Raw genomic sequence first — 26,983 nt, forward strand, 5'->3', positions numbered from 1 at the left:
GCTCCTTGTCCTTGGCGCCCCTTGCCAGCTTCGCTTGCTGGCGGGGCAGGAGCACGGCCGGACCATCCCATTAGCAGAACTCGCGGTCGGGTTGCCTGTTCTTTAGGACGGCTCACAAGTGCAGCGTCACGACGCAGTGTTTGCGATCGCCGGCAGGGCGAATTGAAAGCTGGCGCCGCGGGGCAGGTTCGCGCTCGCCCACAATCGGCCGCCGTGCGCTTCGATGATCGAACGGCAGATCGACAGGCCCATCCCCAAACCGCCAGGCTTCGTCGTGTAGAAGGCCGCGAAAACGTGCACGAGAGTCTCCGGCGCGAAGCCTGGACCCGAATCCCGCACCTCGACTGACACGCCATCGGGTTCGTTACGGGTGCTGATGAGCAATTCTCGCTCCTCTTCGCCGACGTCGCGCATCGCTTCGATGGCATTAATGATCAAGTTAACTAGTACCTGTTGCAGCTGGACCCGATCTCCCTGGACACGCGGCAAGCCCTCCGCTAACTGCGTCCGCACCGAGACGCTATTGTTTGCGGCCTCCGTACGGGTGAGAGCAATAACCTCGAGGATGGCATCGTTGATCTCTACGGCATCTTTTCGCGCGGGCGCCTTCTTAATGAGTGCGCGGATTCGCGTGACGACCTCGCCTGCGCGATTCCCCTCCTTGATAATATGAGAGAGCGCGTCATCCACCTGGCGAAAATTCGGTGGCTCCGCGCTTAGCCAGCGCCGAGCTGCAAACGCGTATGTGACTGCCGCTGTGATCGGCTGTTTCACTTCTTGGGCGATCGAGGCCGAGAGCTGACCCATGGTGGCGACGCGGTTCGCGTGCGCCAGCTCCATCTGCATGTGCCGCAGCGCCTCTTCTGCCCGCTTGCGCTCGGTGATGTGCCGCGCGACGCCTCGGTAGCCGATGAAGCGCCCCGCCTTATCAAACACCGGCAGGCCCGAAGCAGATATGTAGCGCTTGCCGCCGTGGGCGGGTCGCGCGAGCTCAAAGTCACGGAAAGGCAGGTGGGCCTCGAGGGTCTCCCGGTGCTTGCGCCACGCCTCCGCGTCAGGCTCCAAGTAGGGCACTTCCCACCTTGTCTTGCCGATTTCAGAGCCCGGCGCCGGCGGGTCTGCAAGGCCTTCGGCGAAATCCTGACGGATGAAGCGATGCTGCGCATCGGATTCCCAGTACACGTCGAAGGAGAATTGTACGAGTGTGCGAAAGCGCTCCTCGCTCTCGCGCAGCGCTTGTTCGGCCCGCTTGCGGTCGGTCATGTCGATGACAAAGACAACCCCCTCGTCCCGTTTCACCTCGAAAAACGTGCCGCCGACCAGAACCGGTACGCGGCTGCCGTCTTTGCGGAAATACTCCTTCTCGAAAGGCTTGCAGCTCCCGGTCGCGCTCAACTGGGCCAACGCATCCTGGTCGGCGGGGGCCCACTCGGCGGGCGTCAGCTTCGTCCACCGTATCCGGTCCGAGATAAGGTCTTCACGGCTGTAGCCCAAGATGTCGAGAAAGGCTTCGTTGGCTTCGAGGATTCCGCCCCGAGAATCCCCGATGAAGATTCCGATGATGTTCGAATCGACCAGGCGGCGGATCCTGGCCTCACGTTCCCTGAGATCGTTGTACAGGCGAGCATTCTCCAGCGAGATCGCCGCTTGCGACGCCAGCACTTCCAGTACCGAGATCCGGGCCGGCGTGAACACGTGCGATGCCAGGTTGTTCTCAAGATAGAGCACCCCGATCAGCTTAGACTGTTTTACCAGGGGCAGGCAGAGCACCGACCGGGCATGTTTCTGACAGATGTATTCATCCGCCGAGAACGGATTCTGCGCCAAGGCGTCGTCCAGAATCACGCTGTCCCGCGTCCGGATCACGTAGTGGAGCAGGGACTCGGGAAGCTCCGCTGGTGACACGGCTGCCTGTCGCAGCGCCACCTCAACCTGGCCGCGGCCGGTTGTCGCTTCCGCCGCGATCTGTGGCTCGTCGCCGTGGCACAGGATCAGCAGCCCACGCCCGGCGCCGGCATGCTCGACTGCGATCCGCAGCAGCGTCTTGATGAGCTCACCGAGGACGATCTCGCCGGACACTGCCTGCGCGGCCTTGAGCACCGTACCGACATCCAGCCGCTCGACGGGTGCGCCAATGGTAGCAGTGCGAGACGCAGGGACCAGCGCGTCGCGCAGATGGGGATGGAGCTGTTCGAGTTGCCGCACCTTGCCATCAGCTCCCCAACGCAGGTAGCCGTAGCGGGCCTCCCGCAGATACGTCTGCGCGATCTTCTCGAATCCACGCGCGGCGTAGAAGCGCGCGGCCAGTTCGTAAGCGAGCGCCTCATTGTGAATAAAGCCGTTGGCGCGGGCCGAACGGATGGCCTGTTCGTAAAAGTCCATGGCATCGAGCGCGCGGCCTTCGATCCGGGCGATCTCAGCGCCCACCAGTGCAGCGCGGTCCTCGAAATTCTCAGGGCAGTTTTCAGCCCAGACAGCGATCTGCCTGCTATGATCCGCCAGCGCCGCCAAATGCTGGGATCGCTCCTCGGCTGGAGCTTTATCGCAGCGCGCCGCATGGGCAAGGGCGCCATAGAACTGGTATTCAGATTGCTCAATTTGCGTCGGCGTGGTCCATAGCAGCGGGGTGACTTTCGTTGTGGCTGCCATCGCAGCTACGGAGTCGCTCATGTAGATGCCGGCTTGCAGCTTGCGAATCCAATACCAGCACGCGCAAATGCTCAGCTCGCGATTGTTCTCAAAACGCTGCAAGAATCGGCTCTCGTCGAACGTTGCGTCATTGAAGGAGCCAAAGTCCAGTGTCAGTCCACGCAACATCCGGACCAGCCTGAACTGTACAGTGAGATTGTTGTCGGCAAGACCAAAGCCCACGTCCTGCGCGAATTTTATCCCAATTTCGGCCTCTCGTTCGACTTGGTCGAGTGGAGCACCGGAGGCGAAGAGGTTCGCCGTCAGGTCAATACAACTGTAAGCGGCATAAGAAAGATCGCCCGCTTCCTGTGCGGCCTCGAAAGCGCGCCGCAGGAAGGCACGGCTCGTGGCCAAGGGCTGTGTCCAGTGCGCGACATGGACGGCGAAAACCAGGTAGACGCGGGCTCGGAACCGATCAAGGCCGCGCTTCTCAACCAGATCCAGGCCAAGCTTGCCGAAGCGGAACCCTGCCTGGTAATCGCCGAGGTGTGTCCCGAGCACACCACCCAGCCATGCATACGCAAGGGACGATCCGTCGCTGTTGCCATACTCCAGGCTGAGGCTCGCCATCCGGCCGACAACGAGGCGGAAAAGATTCAAATCGGTGAACAAGGCGGGCGACGTTAGTACCGTGAGCACGTCCATGGTTGCGCGCCGGTCGGGATCGGTCATCAGCGGCAAGTCGAGCAGCCCCTCGATCGAGCCGGACCCGAGCCGTTGCCGCAGCCGATCATACTCCTGCTCGACGTCCTGGGCTGTCGCATGCTGCGGCCATCGGGCGTCAACCCGGCGGAGATATTCCAGCCCTACCTCGACGGCCCTGTTGCTCCGGTCGAGGGTCGTATACAGATTGATGCGCACGCAGGTGTCCGCGGCGGCGTGAACAATGGTCCGTGCCCGCGTCGATAGTTGCGAGAGCCGTTCTTCCGCTGCCGCCAATTCCCCGGTCAGGTATTCGCACTCGCCCCTGTTGAGTTCGAGGTCGAAGGTGAGCTGGTAGCACTGCTCCCAACCATTCTTCCCCAGCAGCGAGCGTCCGACGACAAAATACCGCAGGGCTGCGGCATAGGCGGTTGCCGCCTTGGCGCGCTTACCTGCCATTAGATTGAATGTGGCGACCTGCTCGCGCTCCCGTTCTGTGCTGATCAGCGCCGCGCCACGATCGAACTGGTTCACGATGTCGAAGATGTTCTCTTCGAGGTGCTCCGGTGGAGTGCGCGCGGCAAGTAATCGGCCAATGCGAAGATGCGCCATGGCCCGCTCGTCCTCGACGATGAGCGCATAGGCCGCCTCCTGGACGCGATCGTGGAGGAATGCATACGTGCCGCCCGAACGAAGGACGAGGCCGGCCCGAACAGCTTCCCACAGCGCTACGTTTGTCGCTTCGTCGCTCGCCTCGTGAACCAGCGCAAGCGCCTCCGACTCGGCAGCATTCCCCAGGCAGGCCAACTGGCCGAGAACCTTCTGAGTCGTTGGCGGCAGACGGCTCAGCTTCGCCGCCATGAAATCTGCGACGTTGTCGGTATAACCCTTGGCGCGAATGCGATTGACGTCCCAGGACCATCGCCCTTCACCATAGTCGAATGTGAGCAAACCCTCCTCGACAAGTACAGAGATCAACTGAATGGCGAAGAATGGATTGCCTGCCGTCTTCTCATGGATCAGTTCTGCCAGCGCGGTGACGCGTTCCGGTTCGCAGTGAAGAGCATCCCCAATCAGCCGTCCCAGGTCTTCACGCGCGAGAGGCGTTAAGATAATTTCGTGCACGACCGCGCCCGCCTTGCGGATCGCTTCGAGCTTGCGGATCAGAGGATGGGCGGAATTGACCTCGTTATCCCGGTAAGCCCCGATCAACATCAGATGCTGCACGTCCGGCTGGGTCAACAAATCCTCCAGCAGGTCCAGCGTTGCCGAGTCGAGCCATTGCAAATCGTCGAGGAACAGCGCCAGCGGGTGCTCCCGCCGCGCGAACACGGCGAGAAAGCGCCGGAAGACCAGCTGAAAGCGGCATTGCGCGTCATGGAGCGGCAGCTCGGGGACCGGCGGCTGGTCGCCGACGATGAGCTTCAGTTCCGGAACCAGGTCTATGATAAGCCGCCCGTTCGGGCCTAATGCCTCCCGAAAAGCCTCGCGCCATCCAGCCAACTCCGGATCGCTCTTGCCAAGCAGTGGTCGGATCAAGCTCTGAAAGGCTTGCGCCAGGGTCGAATAGGGGATGTCACGCTTGTACTGATCGAATTTTCCGGACGCGAACAGCCCACGCGGCGGCACCATCACCTTGTGCAGCTCGTTCACCACGGAGGACTTGCCAATGCCCGAATATCCGGACACCAGTACGAGTTGCGGCGTGCCGTTCGCCACGACCCGGTCGAAGGAAGCGAGCAGAGTGTCGATCTCGCGCTCCCGGCCGTAGAGCTTCTCCGGGATCAGAAGCCGGTCCGATACGTCGCAACCGCCGAGCGAGAAGGGCTCGATCCGGCCATGCGACTCCCACTCCGCCAGGCAGCGCCGAAGATCGGCCTCGACACCAGCGGCAGTCTGGTAGCGCTCCTCGCCGGTCTTGGCGAGAAGCTTCATCACGATTGCCGAGAGCAGCTCGGGGACGCCCGCGACCCGCTCATCCGGCGGCATCGGTTGCCGCGCGATGTGACAGTGCACCCACTCCACCGGATCGGTAGCCGTGAAGGGCAGCGTCCCCGTCAGCATCTCGTAAAAGGTAACACCCAGAGCATAGAGATCGCTGCGGGAGTCCACCGAGCGGTTCATCCTGCCGGTTTGTTCCGGCGCCATGTAGGCGAGCGTCCCGGCGATCACCTCCGGTGGCGCGGGGGCTTGGCGCTCGCGCGGCAGACGCGAAGCGATGCCGAACCCCGTCAGCCACACGCCGCCGCTTGCCTCGTTAAAGAGGATATTCGCCGGCTTGATGTCCTTATGGATGAGGCCACGCTCATGCACATGGCGGAGCGCGCCCGCGAGCGGGATCGCGATGCGCAGGAAATGCGATACGTCCAGTGGCCGGCCAAGCAGTCGATCGAGCGGCGTACCGCCGGGATCCTCAAGCACCAGCGTCATATGGCCGTTATCGTGCCTCAGCGCGACGGGTCGCGCCGCCCAGTCGGCGTCAAGTTCGGACTTGAGCGCATATTCGTGTTCAAGTCGCTCGACGCAACCGGGCGAGGTTTCTTCTGCGGCAACAAGCAGGATCGGCGTCAAGCCGTTGCCAGAGCCCCGGTATAGAGCGATGTCGCCCTCCCGCAGCGACGAGTATACGTAGCCCGAGAGCTCGTTCATGAAAGCCTCCTGGCAGGAGGAATTACTTTAAGGCATTGATTAGGTTACGTTTGCCTTTGCCCGTCATCAACCCAAAAACAGGCACCCAAAAAATGCGATCGGTGCCAATATTGTGGCTAGACGAGAACCTCGCGGGCCTCTTGCTTGTAGAGCCGAGATGCTTGGGCAAGGAAGAATGCACCAACGAAGTGATCGAGAAATCAACTGACTTCCGATGATGGCACAAAACGGAAGTCGCAGCCGCGACTGTTGAGGATGGCATCGTTGATCTCTACGGCGTCTTTTCGTGCGGGCGCCTTCTTAATGAGCGCGCGGATTCGCCCGACATGCTTGCTATGGGTCAAGATGTGATTCTTGGAGCTTCCTCTCTGCTTGACGATCGCGCCCCTCATCCAGCTTGTCGCACGGGAGCGCTAGCTCATGGGATATTCTCGTCCATGCCGGTTCTTAAGGTGGGCTCGTAAGGGATTTCGCGCTCGCGTCGCCAGTTGGCCGGACTTTGACCAAAGGCCTGTCTGAAGAGCCTGCATAGATGCGCTTGATCCGAAAAGCCCACGCTCAGGGCTATTTCGCTCAGTGGTTCCACACTGGTCATCATCAGGTGGCAGGCTCTCTCCAGACGCCTTCTCACCACGTAGGCGTGTGGCGGCTCGCCAAGGGCCAGTTTGAACTTCCGTGAGAAGTGCGCCGGGCTTCGACGCGCGACAGCACTGAGATCCCGGATATGAATGGTGCGGTGTAAATTGCTGTCAATGTAAGCTCGCACGCGAGCGATTTGCCAAGCAGCCAGACCGCCCCTTGTGGAGCCGTTAGCGCCCGCACAGCGCTCGATCTCCGCTTGCAGAATGTGCGATGCTGTGACCAGCGACGCCTTGGCCGCCTCCCGATCACGCGCGAGCTCTCGCGTCGCGGTTTCAAGCAGCTTGGCCAGGCTGTTCGCAACGAAGTGGAACTGCTGGTCCGCTGCCAAAGAAGAAGCGGGTTCGGTAGTTTGAAGTCCTTCCATTAAGGAACTCAACGATTGGCTTCGGAGGGGCAGAAATCTTGTGGTCCATGGAGCAAGCTGCGTCACAGGCATCGACCTTCCTATCACCCTGGCCCCTGCTAGCTCACAAGAGCCCCTCCAGCTGGACCGCGCTGGAGGGGCACGGGAGGCCGCGGGGAGTGATCGGCCTCGAGGGAGGAGAACTTCACCATAACGGCACGCATTGGCGCTCACTATTGATCTAGCGGAAAGATCGAGTACCAAATGGGAATGTGCGCACTATACGAAGGTTGTGCGCTGCCAGCTTAGTCGGTTCGACTCTGGTGGGCAGCTGGCGCCTGACGCAGAATCTGGCCGACTTCAACCGGCCAGATCGCCGATGGCTGTGACCCGTCGGAGCCGAATTGGGCTGGTCGTCCCCTCTATCGTCCCCTCTATCGCCCACGCGATAATCTCGCTATGCTCCATGGCGGACTGGCAAAGCTAATGCGCATGTCGATGAGGGAACATGTGGTAGAGCAACGGGCCAATGACCAACCGCCAACAGTGATGGTCATCGACGATGATCCGGGAGTGCGGGACTCACTAGGCAAGCTGCTTCGATCGGCCGGCTTTCGGGTCATCTTACTTGGTTCGGTGAGCGAATTTCTCGCGGCGGATCGGCCAGAAGGACCCGCTTGCCTGGTGCTGGACGTGCGGCTTCCCGGCCAGAGCGGACTCGAACTGCAGCGCGAGCTAGCAGGTGCCAATAGACAGCTGCCAATCATCTTCATCACCGGACATGGTGACATTCCAATGTCGGTGCAGGCGATGAAGGGTGGCGCGATCGAATTCCTGACAAAGCCATTCCGAGAGCAGGATTTGCTTGACGCGATTCAGCTCGGTCATGCCCGTGATCGAGCGCGGCTTGAGCAGGAGCGAGCTGTGGCAGGGCTGAAAGTTCGTTTCGAAACGTTGACGCCGCGGGAGCGCGAGGTCATGGCGGTCGTGGTGACCGGGCGGTTAAACAAGCAGATCGCAGCCGATCTCGGCGTAAGCGAAATCACGGTAAAAGTTCATCGAGGCCAGGTAATGCGCAAGATGCGGGCATCGTCCTTGCCTGACTTGGCGCGCATGGCCGACCAATTGCAACTGACGCCGACAAAGCCGCATAGCCCGGGTCGCGTTGCCTAGCGCAGACGCTTAAGCCTGCATCTCCCGGAATGGTCTCAATGCGTCTGACCACGGGTGATCAGGGTGCCTGCTAGACTTCACGTCTGCTACGTCGCGGATCCGAAGCGGCATTCCACTCACGACGCAGTGTTTGCGATCGCCGGCAGGGCGAATTGAAAGCTGGCGCCGCGGGGCAGGTTCGGGCTCGCCCACAATCGTCCGTTATGCGCTTCGATAATTGACCGGCAGATCGACAGCCCAAGCCCCAAACCGCCCGGTTTCGTGGTGTAGAACGCCTCGAACACGCGCTCAAGAGCCGCTGGCGCGAAGCCTGGACCCGAATCTCGCACCTCGACTGACACGCCATCCGGTTCGTTACGGGCGCTGATGAGCAATTCCCGCTGCTCTTCGCCGACGTCGCGCATCGCTTCGATAGCATTGATGATCAAGTTAAGCAGTACCTGTTGCAGCTGGACCCGATCTCCCTGGACACGCGGCAAGTCCTCCGCTAATTGCGTCCGCACCGAGACGCTATTTTTTGTGGCCTCCGTACGGGTGAGAGCAATAACCTCCAGGATGGCATCGTTGATCGCTACGGCGTCCTTTCGTGCGGGCGCCTTCTTGATGAGTGCGCGGATTCGCCCGACGACCTCGCCTGCGCGATTCCCCTCCTTGACAATCAGAGAGAGCGCGTCATCCGCCTCGCGAAGGTTCGGTGGCTCCGCGCTTAGGAAGCGCCGGGCGGCTAACGCGTACGTGACTGCCGCTGTGATCGGCTGGTTCACTTCATGGGTGATTGATGACGTCAGCTGACCCAAAGTCGTTACGCGACTGACATGGGCAAGTTCCGCCTCTACCGTCCGCAAAGACTCCTCCGCTCGTTGCGCGCGCACGATTGCTGTCACATCGGTGCCGGTGCCGCGATAGCCACGGAATTCGCCGTTGGCGTCAAACACTGGCCTGCCGCTGGCCTTAACGTACATTGGAGAGCCGTTGCCGCCCACGGCGCAATATACGAAGTCTTGGAACGGTTTGCGTGAATCGAGAGTTGCCCGAACAAGCCGCCACTTCTCCGACTCCGTTTCAAGGTCGAGAGCGTGATCCCAGCACGCCGTGCCGATTCGATCCACCGGGTCTGAACCAAACGCATTCTCGGTTAACCGCGTGAATTTGTAGTCCGGACCGATTTCCCAAAGCCAATCGGAGGTGGTTTCGGCGTAGTCGCGGAACTTTGCCTCGCTCTCGCGCAATGCTTCCTCCGCGCGCTTGCGCTCGGTCAGGTCGAGCACGAAAGCGACACCCTGGTCTTGTTCTTCGCCGAACGCAGCCAAACCGATCAACACGGGCACGCGGCCCCCATCTTTCCGAAAGTACTCCTTGTCGAATGGTTGGACTGCCCCGATCATCTTCAGCTCTGCAACAGTCCGCGCGTCGCGCTCGCGCCATTCCGGCGGCGTCAGGTCCATTCGGTTCAGGCGACCCGAGATAAGATCCTCTCGATCGTATCCCAACATGCGGAGAAACGCGTCATTTGCCTCAAGAATGCGACCTTCGAGATCCCAGATGATAATCCCGATGATGTTGGCGTCGACCAGGCGCCGGATCTTCGCTTCGTGTTCTTCTATCTCTCCGTGCAATCTTGCCAATGACTTCAAGTCAGCCTGCAGCATGTCGCGGAAGTGCAGCAGTAGCTTGAGATAAGCCTCGCTATATTCGTTCCTTTTATTGTCGCGAACGCAAATCGTCCCGAATATGCGGCCATCGGGCCAACCGATTGGGACGCCCAGGTAAGAGATCATCCCCAGCTTGACATGCGGGTTCGCTTTCCATGCTTCGTTCTCGAGAGCGTCAGGGACGAGCAGCGGCTGACCGGTCTTCATGACTGTCTCGCAATAAGGTCCCGTATCGAGACCGCCCGGCTCGCAAGGATTTCCTTTGGACGTGCTGGAGAGGAAAACTTTGATGTGGGGAGGATCGACCCGCATTATGGAGGCAGAAGGCACGTGCATGATCTCGGCAAGTAAGTCCACGATCTCTTGCCACTTCTTGATGATTTCAGAGGGTACCAGAGCCAGAGTAGGCATGGTCTCTTCGAAAGCCTCATCTTTCAACAAGTTGACGCCGTTTGCGCGTCCCGCAGCGGCAGATCTCTGGAACGTCTCCGATGATGAGCGCCAGTTCGGGGACCGAGGTCCGCAATTCCCCGTCCCCTCGACCTAGTGTCTCGCTGCGAGGGGGCTCGTCGCCGAGGTGCTCGTGGGATTGGAAAATGCTATCCCGCATCAGCGCTGAACCAGAAGGACAAATCCCATTGACGTACACCGGGACGGTACCACCCTATACCCCCAAATTCAAAGGGCGCTTCAGAGCCTCCGCAACGGTCGTGAACTTGACCGCAGGTTGGCCCAGGTCCATCACATGGGAGCGTCGATCAGCGCATCGCGGGCGCGAGGCTCCATCTGCATCTTTTGTTGTGTTTTGCTCGGCTCCTACGATAAGCTAACGAAAGCCACAGGAGGGACGCGGGTGTCCACGATCGCGGAGTGGCTGGCTGCACTTGGCCTGTCCGAGTATGCGCAGGTTTTCGCCGAAAACAGCATCGACGATGTCGGCGTTCTGCGAGATTTGAGCGACCAGGATCTTAAGGAGCTTGGTGTTCCGCTCGGCCACCGCCGCAAGATGCAGCGGGCTATCGCCGAGCTTGCAGGCGAAGCGCCCGCGCCGCTGGTCGCGGCGGTTCCGGGAACCAAGTCTGAACCTGCTGCGAAGCCGGCGCCGAAGCCCGTTCCGAAAGTTCAGGACACCGCGGAGCGCCGTCAGCTCACGGTGATGTTTTGCGACCTCGTCGGCTCAACGGCGCTCTCTGCTAGACTCGATCCAGAAGACCTGCGGGCCATCATCAGCGCGTATCACCGCTGCTGCCGGGATCTTGTCGAGCGCAATGGCGGGTTCGTGGCGCAATACATCGGCGACCTGGTGCTGGCCTATTTCGGGTACCCACGGGCGCATGAGCATGATGCCGAGCGTGCGGTCAGGGCGGCGCTAGCGCTCGTGGAAGCGGTGCCAATGGTCGCCACAGCGGCTCCTGCCCCTTTGCAGGTGCGGGTCGGGATCGGCACGGGCTTGGTGGTGGTAGGCGATCTTATCGGTGAGGGTGCCGCGCAAGAGCAAACGATGGTCGGCGAAACACCCAACATGGCGGCGCGGCTGCAGGCGGCTGCGGCTCCTGGGGCCGTTGTCATCGGGCCAACGACACGGCGGCTGCTGGCCGGATTGTTCGAGTATCATGAGCTGGGTGCAGTCGAGGTAAAAGGCTTCGACACGCCAGTTCAGGCCTATCGGGTGGTCCGACCGAGCGCGGTAGAAAGTCGGTTTGAGGCGCTGCGGGCTTCGACAACGCCATTAGTGGGCCGCGACGAGGAGATCGACCTCCTTTCGCGTCGCTGGACGCAAGCCAAACGCGGCGACGGGCAGGTAGTCCTGATCTGCGGTGAGCCAGGGATCGGCAAGTCCCGAGTTGCTCAGACCCTTGTAGAGCGACTGAGCGATGAGCCGCACACTCGGATGCGGTATTTCTGCTCGCCCCATCACCAGGACAGCGCGCTCTATCCGAGCATCTCGCAGCTCGAGCGAGCGGCCGGCTTTCGCCGCGAGGATACGGACGAACAAAGGCTCGCCAAGCTGGAGGCGGTTCTTGCTGAGGGAACCAATGACCTGCGTGAGGTCGTCCCCTTGCTGGCGGAGTTGTTATCGATCCCGCTTGGCGATCGGTATCTGCCGCTCAACCTCACACCGCAGAAGCGCAAGGAAAGGATACTGCATGCTCAGGTGGCCCAGGTCGAGGGCCTGGCTGCGCGGCAGCCAGTCCTCATGGTGTTCGAAGATGTGCATTGGGGTGACCCTACCACACGCGAGCAACTCGATCTGCTCATTGAGCGCGTCGCCTCGCTTCGCGTGCTGGTGATCATCACTTTCCGGCCCGAGTTCGCGCCGCCTTGGATCGGTCGACCCCACGTGACGGTGCTCACGCTGAATCGTTTGCCGCCCAGGCAGCGCGCCGAGATGATCGCTCATCTGACCGGCGGCAAGGCGTTGCCCCGGGATGTTGCCGATCAGATCGTCGATCGCACTGACGGCGTGCCGCTTTTCATCGAGGAACTGACCAAGACCGTCGTGGAGAGCGGCATCGTCACCGAGGTTGGTGGTCGGTACGCGGTCACAGGACCGGTGCCGTCGTTGGCGATTCCGACATCGCTCCATGCGTCGCTCCTGGCGCGCCTCGATCGCTTGGCGACGATGCACAACAGCGAGATCGCCCAGATCGGCGCGGCCCTTGGACGTACCTTCTCCCATGAACTGATCAGCGCTGTCGCGGGAATGCAGCCGCGGCAGGTCGACGATGCACTCACCCAATTGGTCGCCGCGGAGCTGATCTTTCGTCGCGGTACGGCGCCTGATGTGCAGTACACCTTCAAGCATGCTCTCGTTCAGGATGCTGCCTACGACACTCTCCTGAGAAGCCGCCGCCAGCAGCTTCATGGCCGCATCGCTACGACCCTGGAAAAACAATTCCCTGACATCGGGGAGGCGCAGCCTGAGGTACTGGCTCGGCACTGTGCCGAAGCGGGGCTCCTCGAGAAGGCCGTCGACTATTGGCTAAAGGCGGGCAGGCAGGCGATCGCCCGGTGGGCGATGACCGAGGCGGCAGCGCAGCTCCGCAAGGGCCTCGACCTGTTGCCTGGCCTGCCAGACGGCCCCGCGCGCCAGGAGCGGGAGCTTGATCTGCAGATCGACCTCGGGCATGCGCTCGCAACGATCAAGGGATACTCCGCAGACGAGCCGGGTGAGGCCTATGCCCGCGCCCGTCAACTTTGTGACGAATTGAACGGGCCGGCGCAACTAGGACCGGTTCTCTGGGGCCAATTTGTTTATCGTTTCGTGCGAGCCGAGCTTGACCAAGCGGAACCGCTCGCCGAGGATCTGCGCCACCAGGGCCAGATCCGCAACGACCCAAATTGGAAGCATGCCGGTTCGCATGCGAGTGGGGTTTTGTGTTCCGTTACTGGCAGGTTCGTCGATGCGTGCGGCTACTGCGAGAATGCTATTTCCATGTGGGATCCGGCGATTCGCGCCTTCGTACCATCGCCGGAAGATCCGTACGTATCCGTTCGATTGTACTACTACCGAGCGCTGTTCTGCTTCGGCCGCATCAATGAAGCGCGCTTGCGGGTGGGCGAAGCTTTGGCCGAGGCGCGGCGACTCTCGCCTTTCAACGTGGCCTACGCCCTGTATCATCGCTACCTCGGCCAATGGGCGATCGATGGGGTGAAATCGGCACCGACGATCCTTCGATCGGCGGACGAGATTTTGGTTCTTGCGAACGAGCACGGGTTTGCGCTTTGGGTGGCGTTCGGAAAGATGATCCGCGGCTGGTGTCTGGGCGCGGCTGGAGAGGCAGCGGAGGGAATTACGCTGCTTCTCGAAGGGCTGGCCGATTCCCGCACCATAGGCTGCAATGTAGTGCTGCCGTTCTACCTCACGACGCTGGGAGAGATCTACGGGATTGCGGGGCGGCCGGACGAAGGGCTCGAGACTCTCGGCGAGGCCGTCGAGTTGTTTGACAGGACAGGGGAACGGTGGGCCGAGGCCGAAACGTACCGATTGCGAGGAACATTGTTGCTAACGAAAGGTGATCCCGCTGCAGCGGAGGCTAGCTTCCAACAAGCGCTGTCAGTTGCTCGGCTGCAGAAGGCCAAATTCTGGGAGCTGCGGGCGGCGCTCGAGGTTGCCCGCCTTTGGCGCGACCAGGACAAGCGCAGGGAAGCCCGCGATCTGCTAGCCCCGATCTATGGTTGGTTTACCGAAGGGCTTGAAACGACGGTGCTCAAGGATGCCAAGGCGCTGCTGGACCAGCTTGCGGCATGAGCGAGGTTCGCCGGTGGTTGGAGGGGATCGGGCTCAGTCAGTATGCCGACGCCTTCAGGGCCAACGACATCGGCGGGCAGAAGACCTCTCGCGACTCGAAGAAGGATTGCGGCAAGCCGGGCTGCCCGAATGACCATCGCAGCCAGTCTTCGCCCGTGGCTACGAGGATCGAATGACTTCCGCTACCTCAGACATCCTTTATCTTGGGACATTGTGTTCGCCGTGAGTTCCCTCGCAAGCGCTTCAAATGCCGCTTCCATCCCGACATTCACGCGCTGCGTTGCTATGATGTCTATCATCCTTGTCCTCCCATGTTTGAGCTCATGATAGTGCGCTGGGGCAACAATAGACAGTAGGTGTTGAGCGACATCCGACTTCCGGTTTTGGTAGATTTTGTTGCAAAAGTCGGTGAGACGAGCTGCGAACCGTGATTGCGTTGTTTTGACGCGAATCTCGGCGAGGTCGATCCATGATGGGCCGTCTGAAGAGTGACCAAGGTCAACTGTTCTACGAGTTTCGTCTTGACCCTTCGGACATGGCGCGATGTTCGAGTTAGACCGTTATCGTGCCTGCAGCGTGGATTTTGGTCGCGTTTGGGGTTGGAGTCACGCCGCTTTTAGGCCGACCGCTCGGAGGAGGGTCTCGAGATCGTCGATGACACGCTGGTATAGGCGATCGAGTTGAGATCGCCTTTGGGATTCGAGCCGGGTATCTGCTTTGATAGGGCTGAGAAGACCTGCCGTGAGTGGGGCATAGACGCGTTCAAAGAGCTTCAGGAAGACGAGGCAGATCGAGTACCCCTGCGAGAGGAGTTGATAGCGTCGCGAATTCGGGAGCTTGGCGACGAGGCCTTTGGCGCGGAGTTTCGATAGATCATAGCGAAGCGAGGCGAGCGTGTAGCTTTCGGGGGCGCAGCCGAGCGCTGCGATGACGGCGGGATGGATTTCAGCGGTGGTGAAGGTATTGCCGGCTGCGACGTGCGCGAAGCGTACGAGCGCATGCATCAGTGCCAGTTGCCGAGGATGATCGAGCTTGAGGCCAGGAATGCGCTTTCCTGTCGATGTGATGGTCGGTTCCGCGAGCTTTCGCAACTGGCCGCGATCGACAAAGGTCTCCAGGATGTCCTGCTGGACATTGAGGTAATTATCGTTGATCGCCGATAGCGATTTTTGGAGGACGGGTAGATTTTCGACGGCTTTCTTGACGCCGTAATCGTTGACGTTGTTGCTCGCGGCCTCCGTCCGCAGGATGAGGTGGTCGCGAACGTACTGCTTGATGAAGCCGTTGCCATAGTGGCTGCGAATCACCGGGTTTGGCAGGTTCATGTCCTCGATCTCGGTTTGCAGCTTGCCCCGATATTGCTTGCTGACCTTGCGCCCGAAGATCACGGTGATCTTGTTCGGCTGCCCGATTGTTCGATTGGCATCGAGCAGGCGTTGGCCGAGATTATCCAGTGCCGCACGACGACGGAAGATGAGGTTGTCGCAGTACTCGACTTGCGAGAAGAATAGCCGGTGCTGGCAACCCGCATGCTCTCGCTCTCTTGCGGTGAAGAACGGCGTGAGGTGCGCCAGCCACTTTTGGCCGCAGCTCACCAGATCCCGAGGGGTGAGCGAGTTGGCGAGCTCTTGCAAGCGATCGGGAGCTACGCATTTCAGGAAGGCATTGGCGGTTTGCTTGAATCCGATGCCTTGCTCGCGCATGCGGTTGGCCAGCCAATGGTGCTGATTGAGGCAGAGACGGGCGGAGAATGGCAGGTACGGGCAGACGCGCACGAACATTCGTCCCCAGTTCCGGTCATTGATATAAAAGTTGTATTGAATGACCCAGCGTTGCGCGAACTGGAGGTGCCATCGGTTAGCGACCTTGTCGCCGATGGCAGTCATGATGCGCGCCGGTTCTCGCGCTTTGAGGATGACCGCGATTGCGTCGGGCTTGGCCCGTTCGAAATACGGGTCGACGAATTCGTCACGACGGCCCTTCGGTGCTTCGACAATTGGGATGCTGCGCTTTTCGGCTCGCTCCGTCACCCAGCGCTGAAATTGGTCGGCGATGTCGCGCAGGGTGTACCGCGTCACTGGGTATAGCTGGCGATAGGTGTTGAAAAAGCCGACCACCCGCTCGGGCTGCTGGAACGGTTGAATCAGCCCATTCAGCAGAATGCGGTCGAAACAACGATAATGCCAATGGATGCTGTCCTCGTGGTGCTCGTAGAAGGAGTTCAAGGCCGCCTCCTAGTTGCAGTGCAAGCAACGGGATCGTAGCGGTTATCTCTGCCCCTCAACCATAGCTCCCCCTTGATTTTGCGCGATCGTCCATGGCCCCCTCGTCAGGCTCAGACGCAAAAGATATCAAGGGCGGAGCCCTTGGCTAGTTAGGGGCGCGGTGCAGCAGCCGTCGGCTTAGTTCGTTCGAACAGATAACGTTTCTTGCATAATCGGAATGGTTCCGATCTGTTAGCGATGCCGATTGGCATTTCGCTGTCGGCGGTGGAAGGGGGTATATGCTATGACGATCAAAACATTTTTCACAATCATTGCTGTTCTTGCCCTGGTGCATGGTGTCGGTTTTGTACTAGTTCCGGAACAGGTAGCCGCCAGTTATGGAATGGCAACTTCGGCTTCAACCGTGCTTATGGCGCGATTATTCGGTGCAGCACTGTTGGGATTGGGTCTAATTTTCTGGTTCGCCCGGGACGGCTCATCGGAATCCGTGCGCGGCGTGTTTATCGCTACCATTATCGGCAACACCGTCGGGTTGATTGTAGTTGTTATGGGGACCACAGCAGGTACGCTGAATTCAATGGGATGGGTTGCTGCTTTAATCTATCTCTTCGGAGCAGCGGGGTCTGGCTACTTCGTGATGACGCGATCGCCTCAGCGATCGTCGCGCTAAAATTCAATAGTCGACCGTGAAATATCCCGAAGCGATTGATTGGCAATAGAAATGGCGGGAATTTCGGCAATTGGATTTGCCGGAAATTGAGGTTTGGGCAGCGATTTTCTTGCAAATTCGAGTTTGGGATTCCCACGAATCTGAAGCTGTGATTCTCTGCTTTCGAGGGTGAAGAGCGGAGGATTCGATGCGGCCACGGGAGCGTCGGGAGGGCGGCGAGCAGGATCTGTTTCGGTCGCGGCTCGATCAGGCCATCGACATGGACCTCGCGCTGGTGAAGCTGGCGCGGACGATCGACTGGAGGTTTCTGGAAGAGAAATTCGGCGCCGTGTACGCCGATGGCTCCGGCCGGCCGCCGCTGCCGACCCGGCTGATGGCGGGGCTTGCGATTCTCAAGCACACTTACAACCTCAGCGACGAGATGGTGTGTGAACTGTGGATCGAGAACCCGTACTACCAATACTTCTGCGGGGAGGAGTTTTTCCAGCACCGGCTTCCGCTCGATCGCTCCTCGATGACCAACTGGCGCCATCGCATGGGCGAAGAGCGGCTGCAGGCGCTGCTGCAGGAGAGCCTGGCAGTGGCGCGATGAAGCCCGGCGATCTCGCCCGCGTCATTGTCGATACCACGGTGCAACCGAAGAACATTACCTTCCCAACCGACGCCAAGCTATTGAACCGTGCGCGTGAGAAGCTGGTGAAGCTGGCCAAAAAGCTCGGCGTCGATTTGCGCCAGTCTTACACGCGGGTCGGCAAGTTCGTGCTCATCCGGCACCAGCGTTACGCCCATGCCAAGCAGTTCAAACGCGCCAACCGGGCTTTGCGCAAGCTCAAGACCTATCTCGGCCGCGTCATCCGGGACATCACCCGCAAGATCGACGGCGATTCCGGTCTCGAAACCAAATTTGCCTCACTGCTGAGCCTGGCACGGCGCATCCGCGCTCAGGAGCGCGGACAGCGCGGCCCCAAGGTCTACAGCCTGCACGCGCCCGAGGTGGAGTGCATCGGCAAGGGCAAGCCGCACAAGCCTTACGAGTTCGGCGTCAAGGTCAGCGTTGCCACCACCCTCAAGCACAGCAAGGGCGGTCAGTTCGTCGCCCATGCGCAAGCGCTGCCAGGTAACCCCTATGATGGCCATACGCTGGAGGCCGTCATTCCGGCGATCGAGCAACTCGTCGGCAATACGATCGAGCGGCTCCACGCCGATGCCGGTTACCGCGGCCACAACGCGCCGTCCGAGTATAAGTTCAAAGTCTACACGTCCAGGCAGAAGCGTCGCGTGACCCCGGCCATTAAACGAGAGATGAAACGCCGTGCCGCCGTCGAGCCAGTCATCGGCCATACCAAGGAGGAGCACCGAATGGGCCGCAACTATCTCGCCGGCCGCCACGGCGACGCCAACAACGCTGTCCTCGCCGCGGCCGGTTACAACTTCCGCCGCCTCATCAGGTGGCTGAACGATTTTTTGCGCATCATTCTGGCGCTGCTCTTCGTGCAGTCAAAATTGCTTCCCGTCCGAAAAGGGCGTTCTTCACGGACGACTCAATATTGTTGTCCTTTCGTCGGCAAGAATTGATGGCCGCCTGATCGTCGATCATCAGGTTTGAATTTGAGAGCCGCCTTCGGGCGGCTTTTTGTTTGGCAGCAGCAATCGATGACCCTCTTGCGGCTTGCCAATGTCGCAGTTTGGCACGAACCGGACCTCCAGCGATGTCCGCTATTCGGTCGCTATCGGGTGAAGACCGGACATGGCGCAGACAGCCCAATTCGGTCGAGAATGACCCAAGGCAGAAGTCGAGAGTTCTCAAAGCTGCAATCAACGGCTTTGGCAGCAAACTCAGCCCTAGCGCTTTGTAAATTTCACGTTGCAAGAGGCACGGTCCGATCTGGTGCCACTTCCATGAGGGCCATCGAATTTGGTGAGATACGTATTGTTAAATTCTGTACCGAGCGGGCGGTGAAAAGGATCCCTCGCGCCACTCCAGCCTTTCTGCAAGATATCTGCCGTCCCATCGGGCTCAATAGTTCCATCGAAGGTTTGTGAACCGGGCTTGCCGGCCCGGCCTTTTTCCGCATGGAAGACGCCGTCTGCGACTCTTCCGGTGAGCTCATAACTCCAGCCGGGCAATCCCGAAGGGGTGGATTCGCACACAAGCTTTCCCAACCAGATTCCGTCGAAGCGTCGCCTGTCTTTTGCCGAGTCCGGTGTCGTTAATGCAGCAATCTTGGCTCGGGCGAGGTCCGCGAACGAACAGGTCGGAAAGCGTGCGAGATGATCTTCATACGCCGCTTTTGTGTTGATAGCCTCGGCACTCTTCCAATGGTCGGTTGGGGCCGCGCAAGGATCGACTGGCGCAGGCGTCGTGGCTGGTGTCGCGGTGATCTGCAGCTTGCCGTTCAGATAAAACTCTCCGATCAGCGACAAGGACAACTCTGGAAGCTGCATTTGATGGGTCGCTTGATAAACCTCGGCGCTGATGCGGCGGAAAATGGTGCCTATCTCTTCCTTCGCCTCGACGTTCCTGAGGAACGCCGTGGTGTAGGGACTGTTGCGACCGTTGCCATCTTCAGCCGTGCGCCCGGGCTGCGTCGCATAGGAGACGATCATGCCATCTGGGCTATCGATTTTCGCAAGACCTCGTCCAATGCTGGCGCTGCGGGCAGTCCCGATGGAACGTTTCAATTGCTCGGCGAGTGGATTGTCGCGGCAAGAGTCCAGCACGAGGATGCGCAAGCTCTTCGCGGGCTGCATGTCAGCGATGACGTCGTCGACTCGCACCAGGCGCCGCAGGTCTGCCCCGTCGTTTAATTGGGCATCTACCGGCACAAGGTAATCGATCCCTGCGAACTGCAGCGCATGCCTGGTGTAATAGAACATCGCCACGTCGGCGGTGTGCGCCGCCCGGGCAAACCTGATCATCGCCTCATCCATTCCGGCCTTGTCGAGATCGGTCGCGACGATGGTATCAAAGCCAGATCGCTTGAGGGCGGCGGCGACGTCTTCGGCGTCGTGCACCGGATTCGGCAGGTGCGGTACACGAGCATAAGTGCTATTGCCGATGACGAGTGCAACTCGATTGTCGGCGAAAGCCGGCGTGGCAAAAACGCTGAAAAACACGGCAGCGAAAAAGGCAAATAGCACGTCTCGGTGCATAAGCCCCTCCGAAGAATACTTGCAATTAATATTACACTCTGCTGTGTCCGGAAACGTGAGAAGCATCACAGATGCGACATCGGGTGCGCGCTGCTGCCCGCGGGGTGATGTTGTGCGAGGAAGCATCGACCGGCGGGACAACTGAGGTCATCTGGAAACGAGCCAAGTAATTCGTCCCGTAGCTGTGGCCCCACCCTCGTTAGCTTATGGCCTATGTCGGGTAGCATCAGGCTAGCCTAAGGCGGGGACCGCACGGGTGACGGTCAGTTCGTTAGATAGGACGTGGCCTCGGCCAGTTCGGGACGCGCCGGACCGACGGGTTTGCTTAGCGCCACAAGTTTCCGGTAGGCGTCGTGAGCGGTCACGGAATCACCCGTCTGTTTCGCGGCTCGGGCCTCGCCGAGCAGGCTGCGGAAGCGATTGGGATCGGTACTCAACATCGCCTGGTACTCGATCAGGGCCGCCGCCGGCTGGTTGAGTTCGAGCAACAGATCGGCCAACAGCTCGCGCGCCGGCAGCACCGAGGACGGGGTGGCCGGGTGCTTGTCCATCGTGGCGTCCAGATCGACCGCGGCCCGCAACAGCGAGATGGCGTTCTCGTCGTCGCCTCGGGCGTGGGCCAGGACGCCGGCGGCCGCCAAACGCTGGATCTCGACCTGGTTGGCCCAATAGGTGTCGTTGCCCTTCAGCTTGTCTTCAAGCGATTGCAAGCGGCCGATCTCCGTCTCGGCGCCGGCGATGTTTCCAGTCTTCGCGTCGCCCAGCGCGCGGGCATAGGAGATCATCGCTTCTGCCCAGGGAAAGCGCTCAAGCGGGAAGCCGATCGCCGGTTCGCTTAGCGCGGCGGCGGCCGGCCAGTCGTGGCGCTCGAGCGCATAACGAACCGGGATCGCGGCGACGGCGTAAGCCCCGGCCAGGTTCGCACCGTCAATCTGGCGGAAGCCGGCAAGTTCGTCGACCACCTCTTTGGCCGGGCCATCCTGCGCGGTCTGCAGGTAGGCGTATTCGAGATAGTCCATCGTGTGGAGGGTTTCCTGGTCGTAGCTCCCCGGCCCATGGCTCTGATGCACATAATTGAGGGCGGCGGTGTGAGCGGCGCGGTTCGAGTCGATCGACTGCTGCCACATGCCAAGGCGGGTGAAGATGTGAGACGGCATGTGCAGCGCGTGTGGCACGTCGGGCGCGACCTTGGCATAGCAGATCGCTGCATCCAGCCCTGCGGCGGCGAATTGTGGCGAGTCGTCGCTGTGGATCAGGTAATGCACGACGCCAGGGTGGTTCGGCTCCTCCTTCCAGATCTTGTTGAGGAGCTCGGCCGCCTTTGTCTGATTGGCAAAGGTCTTGTCGGTCTTGAGCGCACTGGCGTTCAGCGCCAGAGCATAGAACACCGCGGCCTCGCGGTCGTCCGGGTAGCGTTCATACATCTGCTCCATCGCCTTTTCGTAGGCGATCGCACGGGTCTGATGGTTGAGCTTGTCATTGTCGCGATAGAAGGCGGCGATGGCCGCGATATAATCCGCCTCGCGCGGCGTCTGTGTCGAGGCCGCCATCGCCTTGGCGATTGCCTCGGAGCCGGCTTTGAGCGCGGCGGGCGACGGGGGATACCACAGCGGGTACCAGTGACTCATCGCGATGCCCCAATACGCCATCGCACAGCCGGGCTCGGACGCGGCGAGCGCGGTGAACTCCTTTAACGCCTCGGGGTACCAGAACGAATGCAGGGTCCAGACCGCGTGCTTGAATGCTTGTTGTGCTGTCGGCCCGCAGGAGATCGCGAAATCGACTTCCTCGGTGACCTTGGGCGCGGTCTCCGCCCGCAAGCCCTGGAACTGCAACGCCAGCAGCGCTGCAGCAACGAAACCTGTTGACATTCGATGATAAGCCATGGCGCTACCCTTTCGGTCGCGGCTGCCTGGGCCTGCTCCACCACTGGGAGTCAAAGGGCCAGTATGTGTGACCTGGCTGACATTCCATGTATCAAACATTCAGCATATCACATCTTGCGGGCGGGCGCACCATCACGCTGGTCGCCAGGCAGGCGACGCGGCATTTTCTCCGATGGCTCCGGTTTCACTGCCTCAGTTGAGCCGGATCGTGACCGGTCTCGCCATCGACGCGTGATCCGAGGTCAGGCTATTGTTGCAGGGCAAGAGTCGGTTTGTGGCCCAAACCGGCGGTTAGAGGGTGGGCAGAGCATGTCCGCTCTGCCCAGTTATTTCAGACATCAACCTGTTCCGCTATTGCCAGTGCGTCATCGACCTCAATGCCCAGATACCTGACCGTGCTTTCGATCTTGGTATGGCCGAGCAGAAGCTGGACGGCCCTGAGATTTCCCGTCCGTCGATAGATCAGGGTGGCTTTTGTGCGGCGAAGCGAATGCGTCCCGAACAGTCGTGGGTCCAGTCCCACGCTGCCGATCCACTCGGAGACGAGGCGGGCATATTGGCGGGTTGTCATGCTGCGATTAGGACTGCGATGGCTGGTGAACAGGAACTCGCCGGGCCTCTTGTTGGCGGCCTTCAGATAATCATCTGATGGCCTGGCGGGTCTGTTCGCTCAATTCAAATCTGACCGGCCGCCCGGTTTTCTTTTGCCGCACAGTTGCGCGATCCGCCGTATATCCGCCGGCAGCGACATCGTCGACCCGGATGGTGACGACGTCACAGCCACGAAGCTTGCTGTCGATTGCCAGATTGAACATGGCGAGGTCGCGAGCGTGGCCTTCGATCTGGAGCTTTGTCCGGATCGACCAGACGTGTTTGGGTCGCAGCGGCGGCTTTGCCCCGGTCAGCTTGCCTTTGTTCCACGGCACTCGCCTGGTCGCGGGGGTGGCATTCAATTGATCCTGCATGGCCATACTCCTCGGCTCGGTTACAGAGGCGAGAAGCATGAGCCACCGGGCCAGGCATTGGAATCAGGTCGGTTTTCGGGCCAAAGCGGACTTCGTGTTCGGCCCAGCGGAAATCGACCTGTAGCGATTGACCCAATGTATGGTCCGGCCGCGCGTTGCAAGAAGATTTCGTCGAATTGGCGGCGGCGGTCTTGCATCAATGTATCCGGCCTCTGATTGGAGCCATGTGGTGCTCCGGGCCATCATGGATATCAGCGCGCGTGCGTTCTAATTAGCGGACAGGCCTCGATTGGGCCATTTGGGTCACCAGTGTTCGCACGCGCTCGGAAGACCGATCCTCCCATCTCGTCTCATCCTCTCGCAGACCTCGGCTGGAAACTGTTGATAGGGTTACGTCATCGCTTGCTCCTCATGTCGCGCAGTTCCTTTGTTCGAGCCAAGGGCCGTTCCTTCGTCCCGGCCCGCAGAACGTCGATCGCGTCGCGCGCAGGGGCGGTCAAGGCCGGCCGTCGCGCCTGGCTTGCGGCTGGCTCCGGCGTCGCCAGGCTGCGCCTTGACCGCGCCGAGCACGGCGCGAGGATCAAGCGGGTCGGACGCCTGCATCGTCGGTCCTCGTCAGCTCGAAGGCGCGTCCTTTGGCCAGCACCGCCCAGGCGATCCGGGCAAGCTTGTTGGCGAGCGCGATCGCCAGCACGTTGTGGTGTAACCGCCTCTTGGCGGCTTCGATCCAGGATTTGAGCCCGTAACGTTCCCAGTCCTTTATCCTGACCAGCACAACCCATGCCGCCTGCACGAACAGAACGCGCAGGTAGCGATTGCCGCGCCTGGAGATTTTGCCGAGGATCGTGCGGTCTCCCGTCGAGATCTGCTTGGGCACCAGTCCGAGCCAGGCGCCGAAGTCGCGGCCTTTGGAGAATACGTCTCCAGTGCCGATCGCGGCCACCATGGCGCTCGAAATGATCGGCCCGATGCCGGGCACCGTCATCAGGCGCGAACATGCCTGATCCTGACGGGCCAGGGCTTCGATCTCGCCGGATAGGCCATCGATGCGCTGATCCAGCCGGCGCCAGTCGCCTGCCAACTCCTCGATGATACGCAACATGCGGGGCGACAGGGCATCGGTGCGCGTCGCAAGGATGGTGGGCAGTTCCGTGCGCAGGAAGCCGATCCCCTGGCGCACGGCGATCCCGCGTTCCAGCATGAAGGCGCGAATCTGGTTGATGATGCCGGTGCGTTGCGACACCAGCCGCTCGCGCACCCGATGCAGCGCCTGCAGATCCAGTTGCTCCGCGGTCTTGGTCGCCACGAACTTCATCGTCGGGCGCTGCACGGCTTCGGCAATCGCTTCGGCATCATTGAAGTCGTTCTTCTGTCCCTTGCTATAGGGGCGGACATATTTGGCCGGCATCAACCTGGCATCGTGACCAAGCGATGCGAGTTTGCGGCTCAGGTGATGGGCGCCGACGCAGGCTTCCATGCCGACCAGGCAAGGCGGTATATTGGCGAGCCGCGCTTCCACTTGGCCACGCGACCACTTTTGCCGCAGCACGATGGCGCCGCGCGCATCGTGGCCCACGGCGTGGAATGAGTTCTTGCCGATATCGATGCCGATCACGGCGATCGCGGTATTGGGTATCTGAGACATGGCGTGCTCCTTGTCCTTGGCGCCCCTTGCCAGCTTCGCTTGCTGGCGGGGCAGGAGCACGGCCGGACCATCCCATTACCGGAAGTGAAATCTCAAACCTTAATTTGAAGAAGTGGGACAGACTGTTGCTACGCGTCAATCAAGAATCAGGCGACCGACACGTTCGCTGCTGCCGCCGCTTCCGCTTCGGACCACGACGATCTCGCCGCTCGCCGGCGAGATGCCCGTGAGAGCCCGAATGTTCGCACCGTGCGTCACGACAAGAAGGATTCCGCTCCCGGTCCATTTGTCGATGACCGCGCGCGCTGGCGGTCAGGGACTCTCTTTGATCGCTCAGCACGACCACATTGCCAAATGTCAGCTCGGCTTCGACCGGTCCCAGCTCCAGCAGCGTGGCCGTGTCCATGCAGCGGCACCACGGCGAGCTGAGGATTCTTTCGACCGCAACCCCTTCCGATCTGAGCCGCGCGCCGATCCTTGCGGCGTCCGCGCGTCCCTTGGCGCTGAGATTGCGCTGAGTGGCGCAGTCATCGACCCGGAAGCCCGGCGGATCGCCGGCGCCACCCGGCGCATCGGTATGGCGCATCAGGGCGACATGCCGGCCTGCGTGCAACGCGGTCCAAGCTTCGGCCTCGTCGGCGCTGGCGATGTCCGCCGCGGTGCAGAAGCCGACGAGGATTGCGAAGATGGCGAAGCGGATGCGGCACGTGGCGGCGGACCCCGTTAAAAATACGCGATCAGACGCCCGGCACAGACGGCGCTGAGCCACAGCAGAAGCGACACGAGCGCAGTAACTTTAGCGCCGCCGGACGCTTCGGCGCGCCAGAGCGCAACACGTCGCCACGGGCCGGCATGCGCGATCACGATGTTGACCAGCGCCGCCGCGATCAGCAGCAGCTTGGTCTGGAACGCAGGATTGCGCACTACATGCGCCGCATCGGCGCTGAACAACAGGAATCCCATGCTGATCGCGAGCAGAAAACCGAAGCGCGAAAAAGGCAGCAGCAATTGCGCCATCGGCTGGATCGGAATCGCGCGCCCCAGTCCGAGCAACCTCAAATCGAGCGCCAGGATCGATCCCACCAGCACAACGAAGCCGAGGATGTGCAGGATCTCGACCGCGGGATAAAGCGCGGGTGAGCTGCGCATCACATGACCGAGCGCGCTTTCCTGCAATGTCAGGAAGATCGGCGCGGCCGGCTGATGTTCCACTCTTGGTCTACCGCAATTCGGTGCGTTTGCCGTCGAGAATGATGTATTCGATCCGCGCCTCGTTCGGGTGGCTGGTATGGGGATAGCCGAACACGGTGCAGGTCTTGCCAGACGCGATGAGGTCCGGCGTGATGCCGCGCTGCTGCATGCGCGAAGGCGGCGCCAGGACGAAGCGCCAATGCTTACCGTCGACCTCCATCTCGATCTCGCAGTGCGGATTCTCGTAGGTCGATTTCAGGATCTCGCCGGTGACGGTGAACGACTTGGACGTGTCGTATCCGCCCCAGCCGTGATGGGCGATCGCCGCGCCCGGAGCAAGAGCAGTCGCCAGCGACAGGAACAAACGACGGGTGATTGATGTCATAAGCTGCCTCCGGCAATATGAAGGACAACACCGATCCGCGCCGGACTCATAGCGCAGTTTGCGTCACCGTTCAAATGACCCCGGTTGCGCAGGCCTCCAGCGCGGCGGAGAAAGCGGTATGAATACGACACCGACCGCTCGCCCGGTTCGAACTCGGCGATCGATTGGCGCCAGGAGAAGCGCCGGTGACAGGGTTCCTCCGGCAAGCGTTGATGATATCGTGGCCGGAACGCGTGAAACCTATAGCGGCCCTCTGCAGGTTGGCGCGGACCTGATGCTCCTTCGAAATCGGCGATACAGTCAGCGCCAACGGAATCCGTAGGGCGTTCTGCTGAGGCTGTCGAGTGATGTCGGCTCCAGGGGCACTTCTCAGAAGTGCGGTGGGGAACGTCTTGACGGCTGCTTACCGCGCAACAGCAGACGCGGCACCGGCAAATGGCATCCCCGATCACGTCGGCAGGAGCTTCTCGCCTTTAGGGCTTCGGGGGATTCTGGTCCTCGACCTTGGTAACGGAGTATCCGGCTTTGCGAAGAGCAACCAGCACAGCCTTGGCGAGATGGATACTTTCTTCGTCACTTTTCGTGACTTGGTCCCACATCGTGCCGTGCCCAGAACCGGGATGATCAATGAAAGCGGTTTTGATGGCGCTTGTTATAACGATAAGGGCGTCTTCTGACATCTAGGTTTCCCGCCGCTTTCCGCTAAGCGTATCACGCTTTTGGCAGGTGCGATGGCTCAACGGCACCATGCGCAAGCATCGTAGTCGTCAGCGCCACCGTTACAGGTTTTGTTATATCCCGTTCCAGCAGTCGCGGCTT

The 26,983-nt window shown here is 60.7% G+C and carries 15 protein-coding genes and 4 pseudogenes; 6 read left to right on the forward strand and 13 right to left on the reverse strand.

Annotation, left to right across the window (positions count from 1 at the left end):
* Nucleotides 1–126: 126 nt before the first annotated feature.
* Nucleotides 127–5,982 (reverse strand): AAA family ATPase, encoded by a 5,856-nt coding sequence (locus tag V1289_RS35870; protein WP_334403314.1) that lies wholly within the window; start codon nucleotides 5,980–5,982, stop codon nucleotides 127–129.
* A 418-nt stretch (nucleotides 5,983–6,400) separates the two neighbouring features.
* Nucleotides 6,401–6,988, reverse strand: coding sequence for an AraC family transcriptional regulator (locus V1289_RS35875; RefSeq protein WP_334403316.1), 588 nt, complete (start codon nucleotides 6,986–6,988; stop codon nucleotides 6,401–6,403).
* A gap of 465 nt (nucleotides 6,989–7,453) precedes the next feature.
* On the opposite strand from V1289_RS35875, the gene V1289_RS35880 reads away from it, so the two are divergent.
* Nucleotides 7,454–8,140, forward strand: coding sequence for a response regulator transcription factor (locus V1289_RS35880; RefSeq protein ID WP_334403318.1), 687 nt, complete (start codon nucleotides 7,454–7,456; stop codon nucleotides 8,138–8,140).
* Between the two features lie 116 nt (nucleotides 8,141–8,256).
* Here the strand turns inward: V1289_RS35880 and V1289_RS35885 are convergent, their stop codons facing one another.
* The 3 genes and pseudogenes from V1289_RS35885 to V1289_RS35890 all read right to left on the reverse strand — a co-directional run.
* Nucleotides 8,257–9,306, reverse strand: a complete 1,050-nt coding sequence (locus V1289_RS35885; protein ID WP_442896218.1) for an ATP-binding protein — start codon at nucleotides 9,304–9,306, stop codon at nucleotides 8,257–8,259.
* A gap of 33 nt (nucleotides 9,307–9,339) precedes the next feature.
* Nucleotides 9,340–9,738 (reverse strand): annotated as a pseudogene (locus tag V1289_RS49995) (PAS domain-containing protein); the annotation flags it as partial.
* A gap of 69 nt (nucleotides 9,739–9,807) precedes the next feature.
* Nucleotides 9,808–10,203: pseudogene (locus tag V1289_RS35890) on the reverse strand (GAF domain-containing protein); the annotation flags it as partial.
* 442 nt (nucleotides 10,204–10,645) lie between these two features.
* On the opposite strand from V1289_RS35890, the gene V1289_RS35895 reads away from it, so the two are divergent.
* Nucleotides 10,646–14,044: an adenylate/guanylate cyclase domain-containing protein gene (locus V1289_RS35895; RefSeq protein WP_334403320.1), complete on the forward strand. Its 3,399-nt coding sequence runs from the start codon at nucleotides 10,646–10,648 to the stop codon at nucleotides 14,042–14,044.
* Complete coding sequence (locus V1289_RS50000) at nucleotides 14,041–14,220, forward strand: SAM domain-containing protein (protein WP_442896110.1); 180 nt, start codon at nucleotides 14,041–14,043, stop codon at nucleotides 14,218–14,220. Before V1289_RS35895 ends, V1289_RS50000 begins: the two co-directional genes overlap by 4 nt.
* Nucleotides 14,221–14,649: 429 nt before the next feature.
* Here V1289_RS50000 and V1289_RS35900 read toward each other — a convergent pair whose 3' ends face one another.
* Nucleotides 14,650–16,269, reverse strand: coding sequence for a hypothetical protein (locus V1289_RS35900; protein ID WP_334403322.1), 1,620 nt, complete (start codon nucleotides 16,267–16,269; stop codon nucleotides 14,650–14,652).
* A 283-nt stretch (nucleotides 16,270–16,552) separates the two neighbouring features.
* On the opposite strand from V1289_RS35900, the gene V1289_RS35905 reads away from it, so the two are divergent.
* Both V1289_RS35905 and V1289_RS35910 read left to right on the forward strand, forming a co-directional pair.
* Nucleotides 16,553–16,939: a hypothetical protein gene (locus V1289_RS35905; protein WP_334403324.1), complete on the forward strand. Its 387-nt coding sequence runs from the start codon at nucleotides 16,553–16,555 to the stop codon at nucleotides 16,937–16,939.
* 187 nt (nucleotides 16,940–17,126) lie between these two features.
* Nucleotides 17,127–18,514 (forward strand): annotated as a pseudogene (locus V1289_RS35910) (IS5 family transposase).
* Between the two features lie 267 nt (nucleotides 18,515–18,781).
* Here the strand turns inward: V1289_RS35910 and V1289_RS35915 are convergent.
* The 7 genes and pseudogenes from V1289_RS35915 to V1289_RS35945 form a co-directional block, all read right to left on the reverse strand.
* A complete protein-coding gene (locus tag V1289_RS35915; RefSeq protein WP_334403326.1) occupies nucleotides 18,782–20,092 on the reverse strand; it encodes a caspase family protein in 1,311 nt (436 codons plus the stop codon).
* Between the two features lie 263 nt (nucleotides 20,093–20,355).
* A complete protein-coding gene (locus V1289_RS35920) occupies nucleotides 20,356–21,927 on the reverse strand; it encodes a hypothetical protein (RefSeq protein ID WP_334403327.1) in 1,572 nt (523 codons plus the stop codon).
* 382 nt (nucleotides 21,928–22,309) lie between these two features.
* Nucleotides 22,310–22,943: pseudogene (locus V1289_RS35925) on the reverse strand (tyrosine-type recombinase/integrase).
* Nucleotides 22,944–23,523: 580 nt separating this feature from the next.
* Nucleotides 23,524–24,588, reverse strand: coding sequence for an IS110 family transposase (locus tag V1289_RS35930; protein WP_334398280.1), 1,065 nt, complete (start codon nucleotides 24,586–24,588; stop codon nucleotides 23,524–23,526).
* Nucleotides 24,589–24,727: 139 nt separating this feature from the next.
* Entirely contained in the window at nucleotides 24,728–25,174 is a 447-nt protein-coding gene (locus tag V1289_RS35935) for a histidine phosphatase family protein (RefSeq protein WP_334407808.1), read from the reverse strand.
* A gap of 137 nt (nucleotides 25,175–25,311) precedes the next feature.
* Nucleotides 25,312–25,800 (reverse strand): DUF6644 family protein, encoded by a 489-nt coding sequence (locus tag V1289_RS35940; protein WP_334397686.1) that lies wholly within the window; start codon nucleotides 25,798–25,800, stop codon nucleotides 25,312–25,314.
* Between the two features lie 7 nt (nucleotides 25,801–25,807).
* Nucleotides 25,808–26,164: a DUF6152 family protein gene (locus V1289_RS35945; RefSeq protein ID WP_334403328.1), complete on the reverse strand. Its 357-nt coding sequence runs from the start codon at nucleotides 26,162–26,164 to the stop codon at nucleotides 25,808–25,810.
* A gap of 392 nt (nucleotides 26,165–26,556) precedes the next feature.
* Here V1289_RS35945 and V1289_RS35950 point away from each other — a divergent pair, with 392 nt between their 5' ends.
* Complete coding sequence (locus V1289_RS35950) at nucleotides 26,557–26,841, forward strand: hypothetical protein (protein ID WP_334403329.1); 285 nt, start codon at nucleotides 26,557–26,559, stop codon at nucleotides 26,839–26,841.
* The last annotated feature ends 142 nt before the right edge of the window (nucleotides 26,842–26,983 follow it).

The sequence above is a fragment of the Bradyrhizobium sp. AZCC 2289 genome, from assembly GCF_036924615.1.
In the GTDB taxonomy this organism is placed as follows: Bacteria; Pseudomonadota; Alphaproteobacteria; order Rhizobiales; family Xanthobacteraceae; genus Bradyrhizobium.

Coding starts and splice junctions, on each gene's coding strand:
- V1289_RS35870 (WP_334403314.1), bottom strand. CDS start 5,982: ATGAACGAGCTCTCGGGCTACGTATACTCGTCGCTGCGGGAGGGCGAC.
- V1289_RS35875 (WP_334403316.1), bottom strand. CDS start 6,988: ATGGAAGGACTTCAAACTACCGAACCCGCTTCTTCTTTGGCAGCGGAC.
- V1289_RS35880 (WP_334403318.1), top strand. CDS start 7,454: ATGCGCATGTCGATGAGGGAACATGTGGTAGAGCAACGGGCCAATGAC.
- V1289_RS50000 (WP_442896110.1), top strand. CDS start 14,041: ATGAGCGAGGTTCGCCGGTGGTTGGAGGGGATCGGGCTCAGTCAGTAT.
- V1289_RS35905 (WP_334403324.1), top strand. CDS start 16,553: ATGACGATCAAAACATTTTTCACAATCATTGCTGTTCTTGCCCTGGTG.
- V1289_RS35915 (WP_334403326.1), bottom strand. CDS start 20,092: ATGCACCGAGACGTGCTATTTGCCTTTTTCGCTGCCGTGTTTTTCAGC.
- V1289_RS35930 (WP_334398280.1), bottom strand. CDS start 24,588: ATGTCTCAGATACCCAATACCGCGATCGCCGTGATCGGCATCGATATC.
- V1289_RS35935 (WP_334407808.1), bottom strand. CDS start 25,174: ATGCGCCATACCGATGCGCCGGGTGGCGCCGGCGATCCGCCGGGCTTC.
- V1289_RS35945 (WP_334403328.1), bottom strand. CDS start 26,164: ATGACATCAATCACCCGTCGTTTGTTCCTGTCGCTGGCGACTGCTCTT.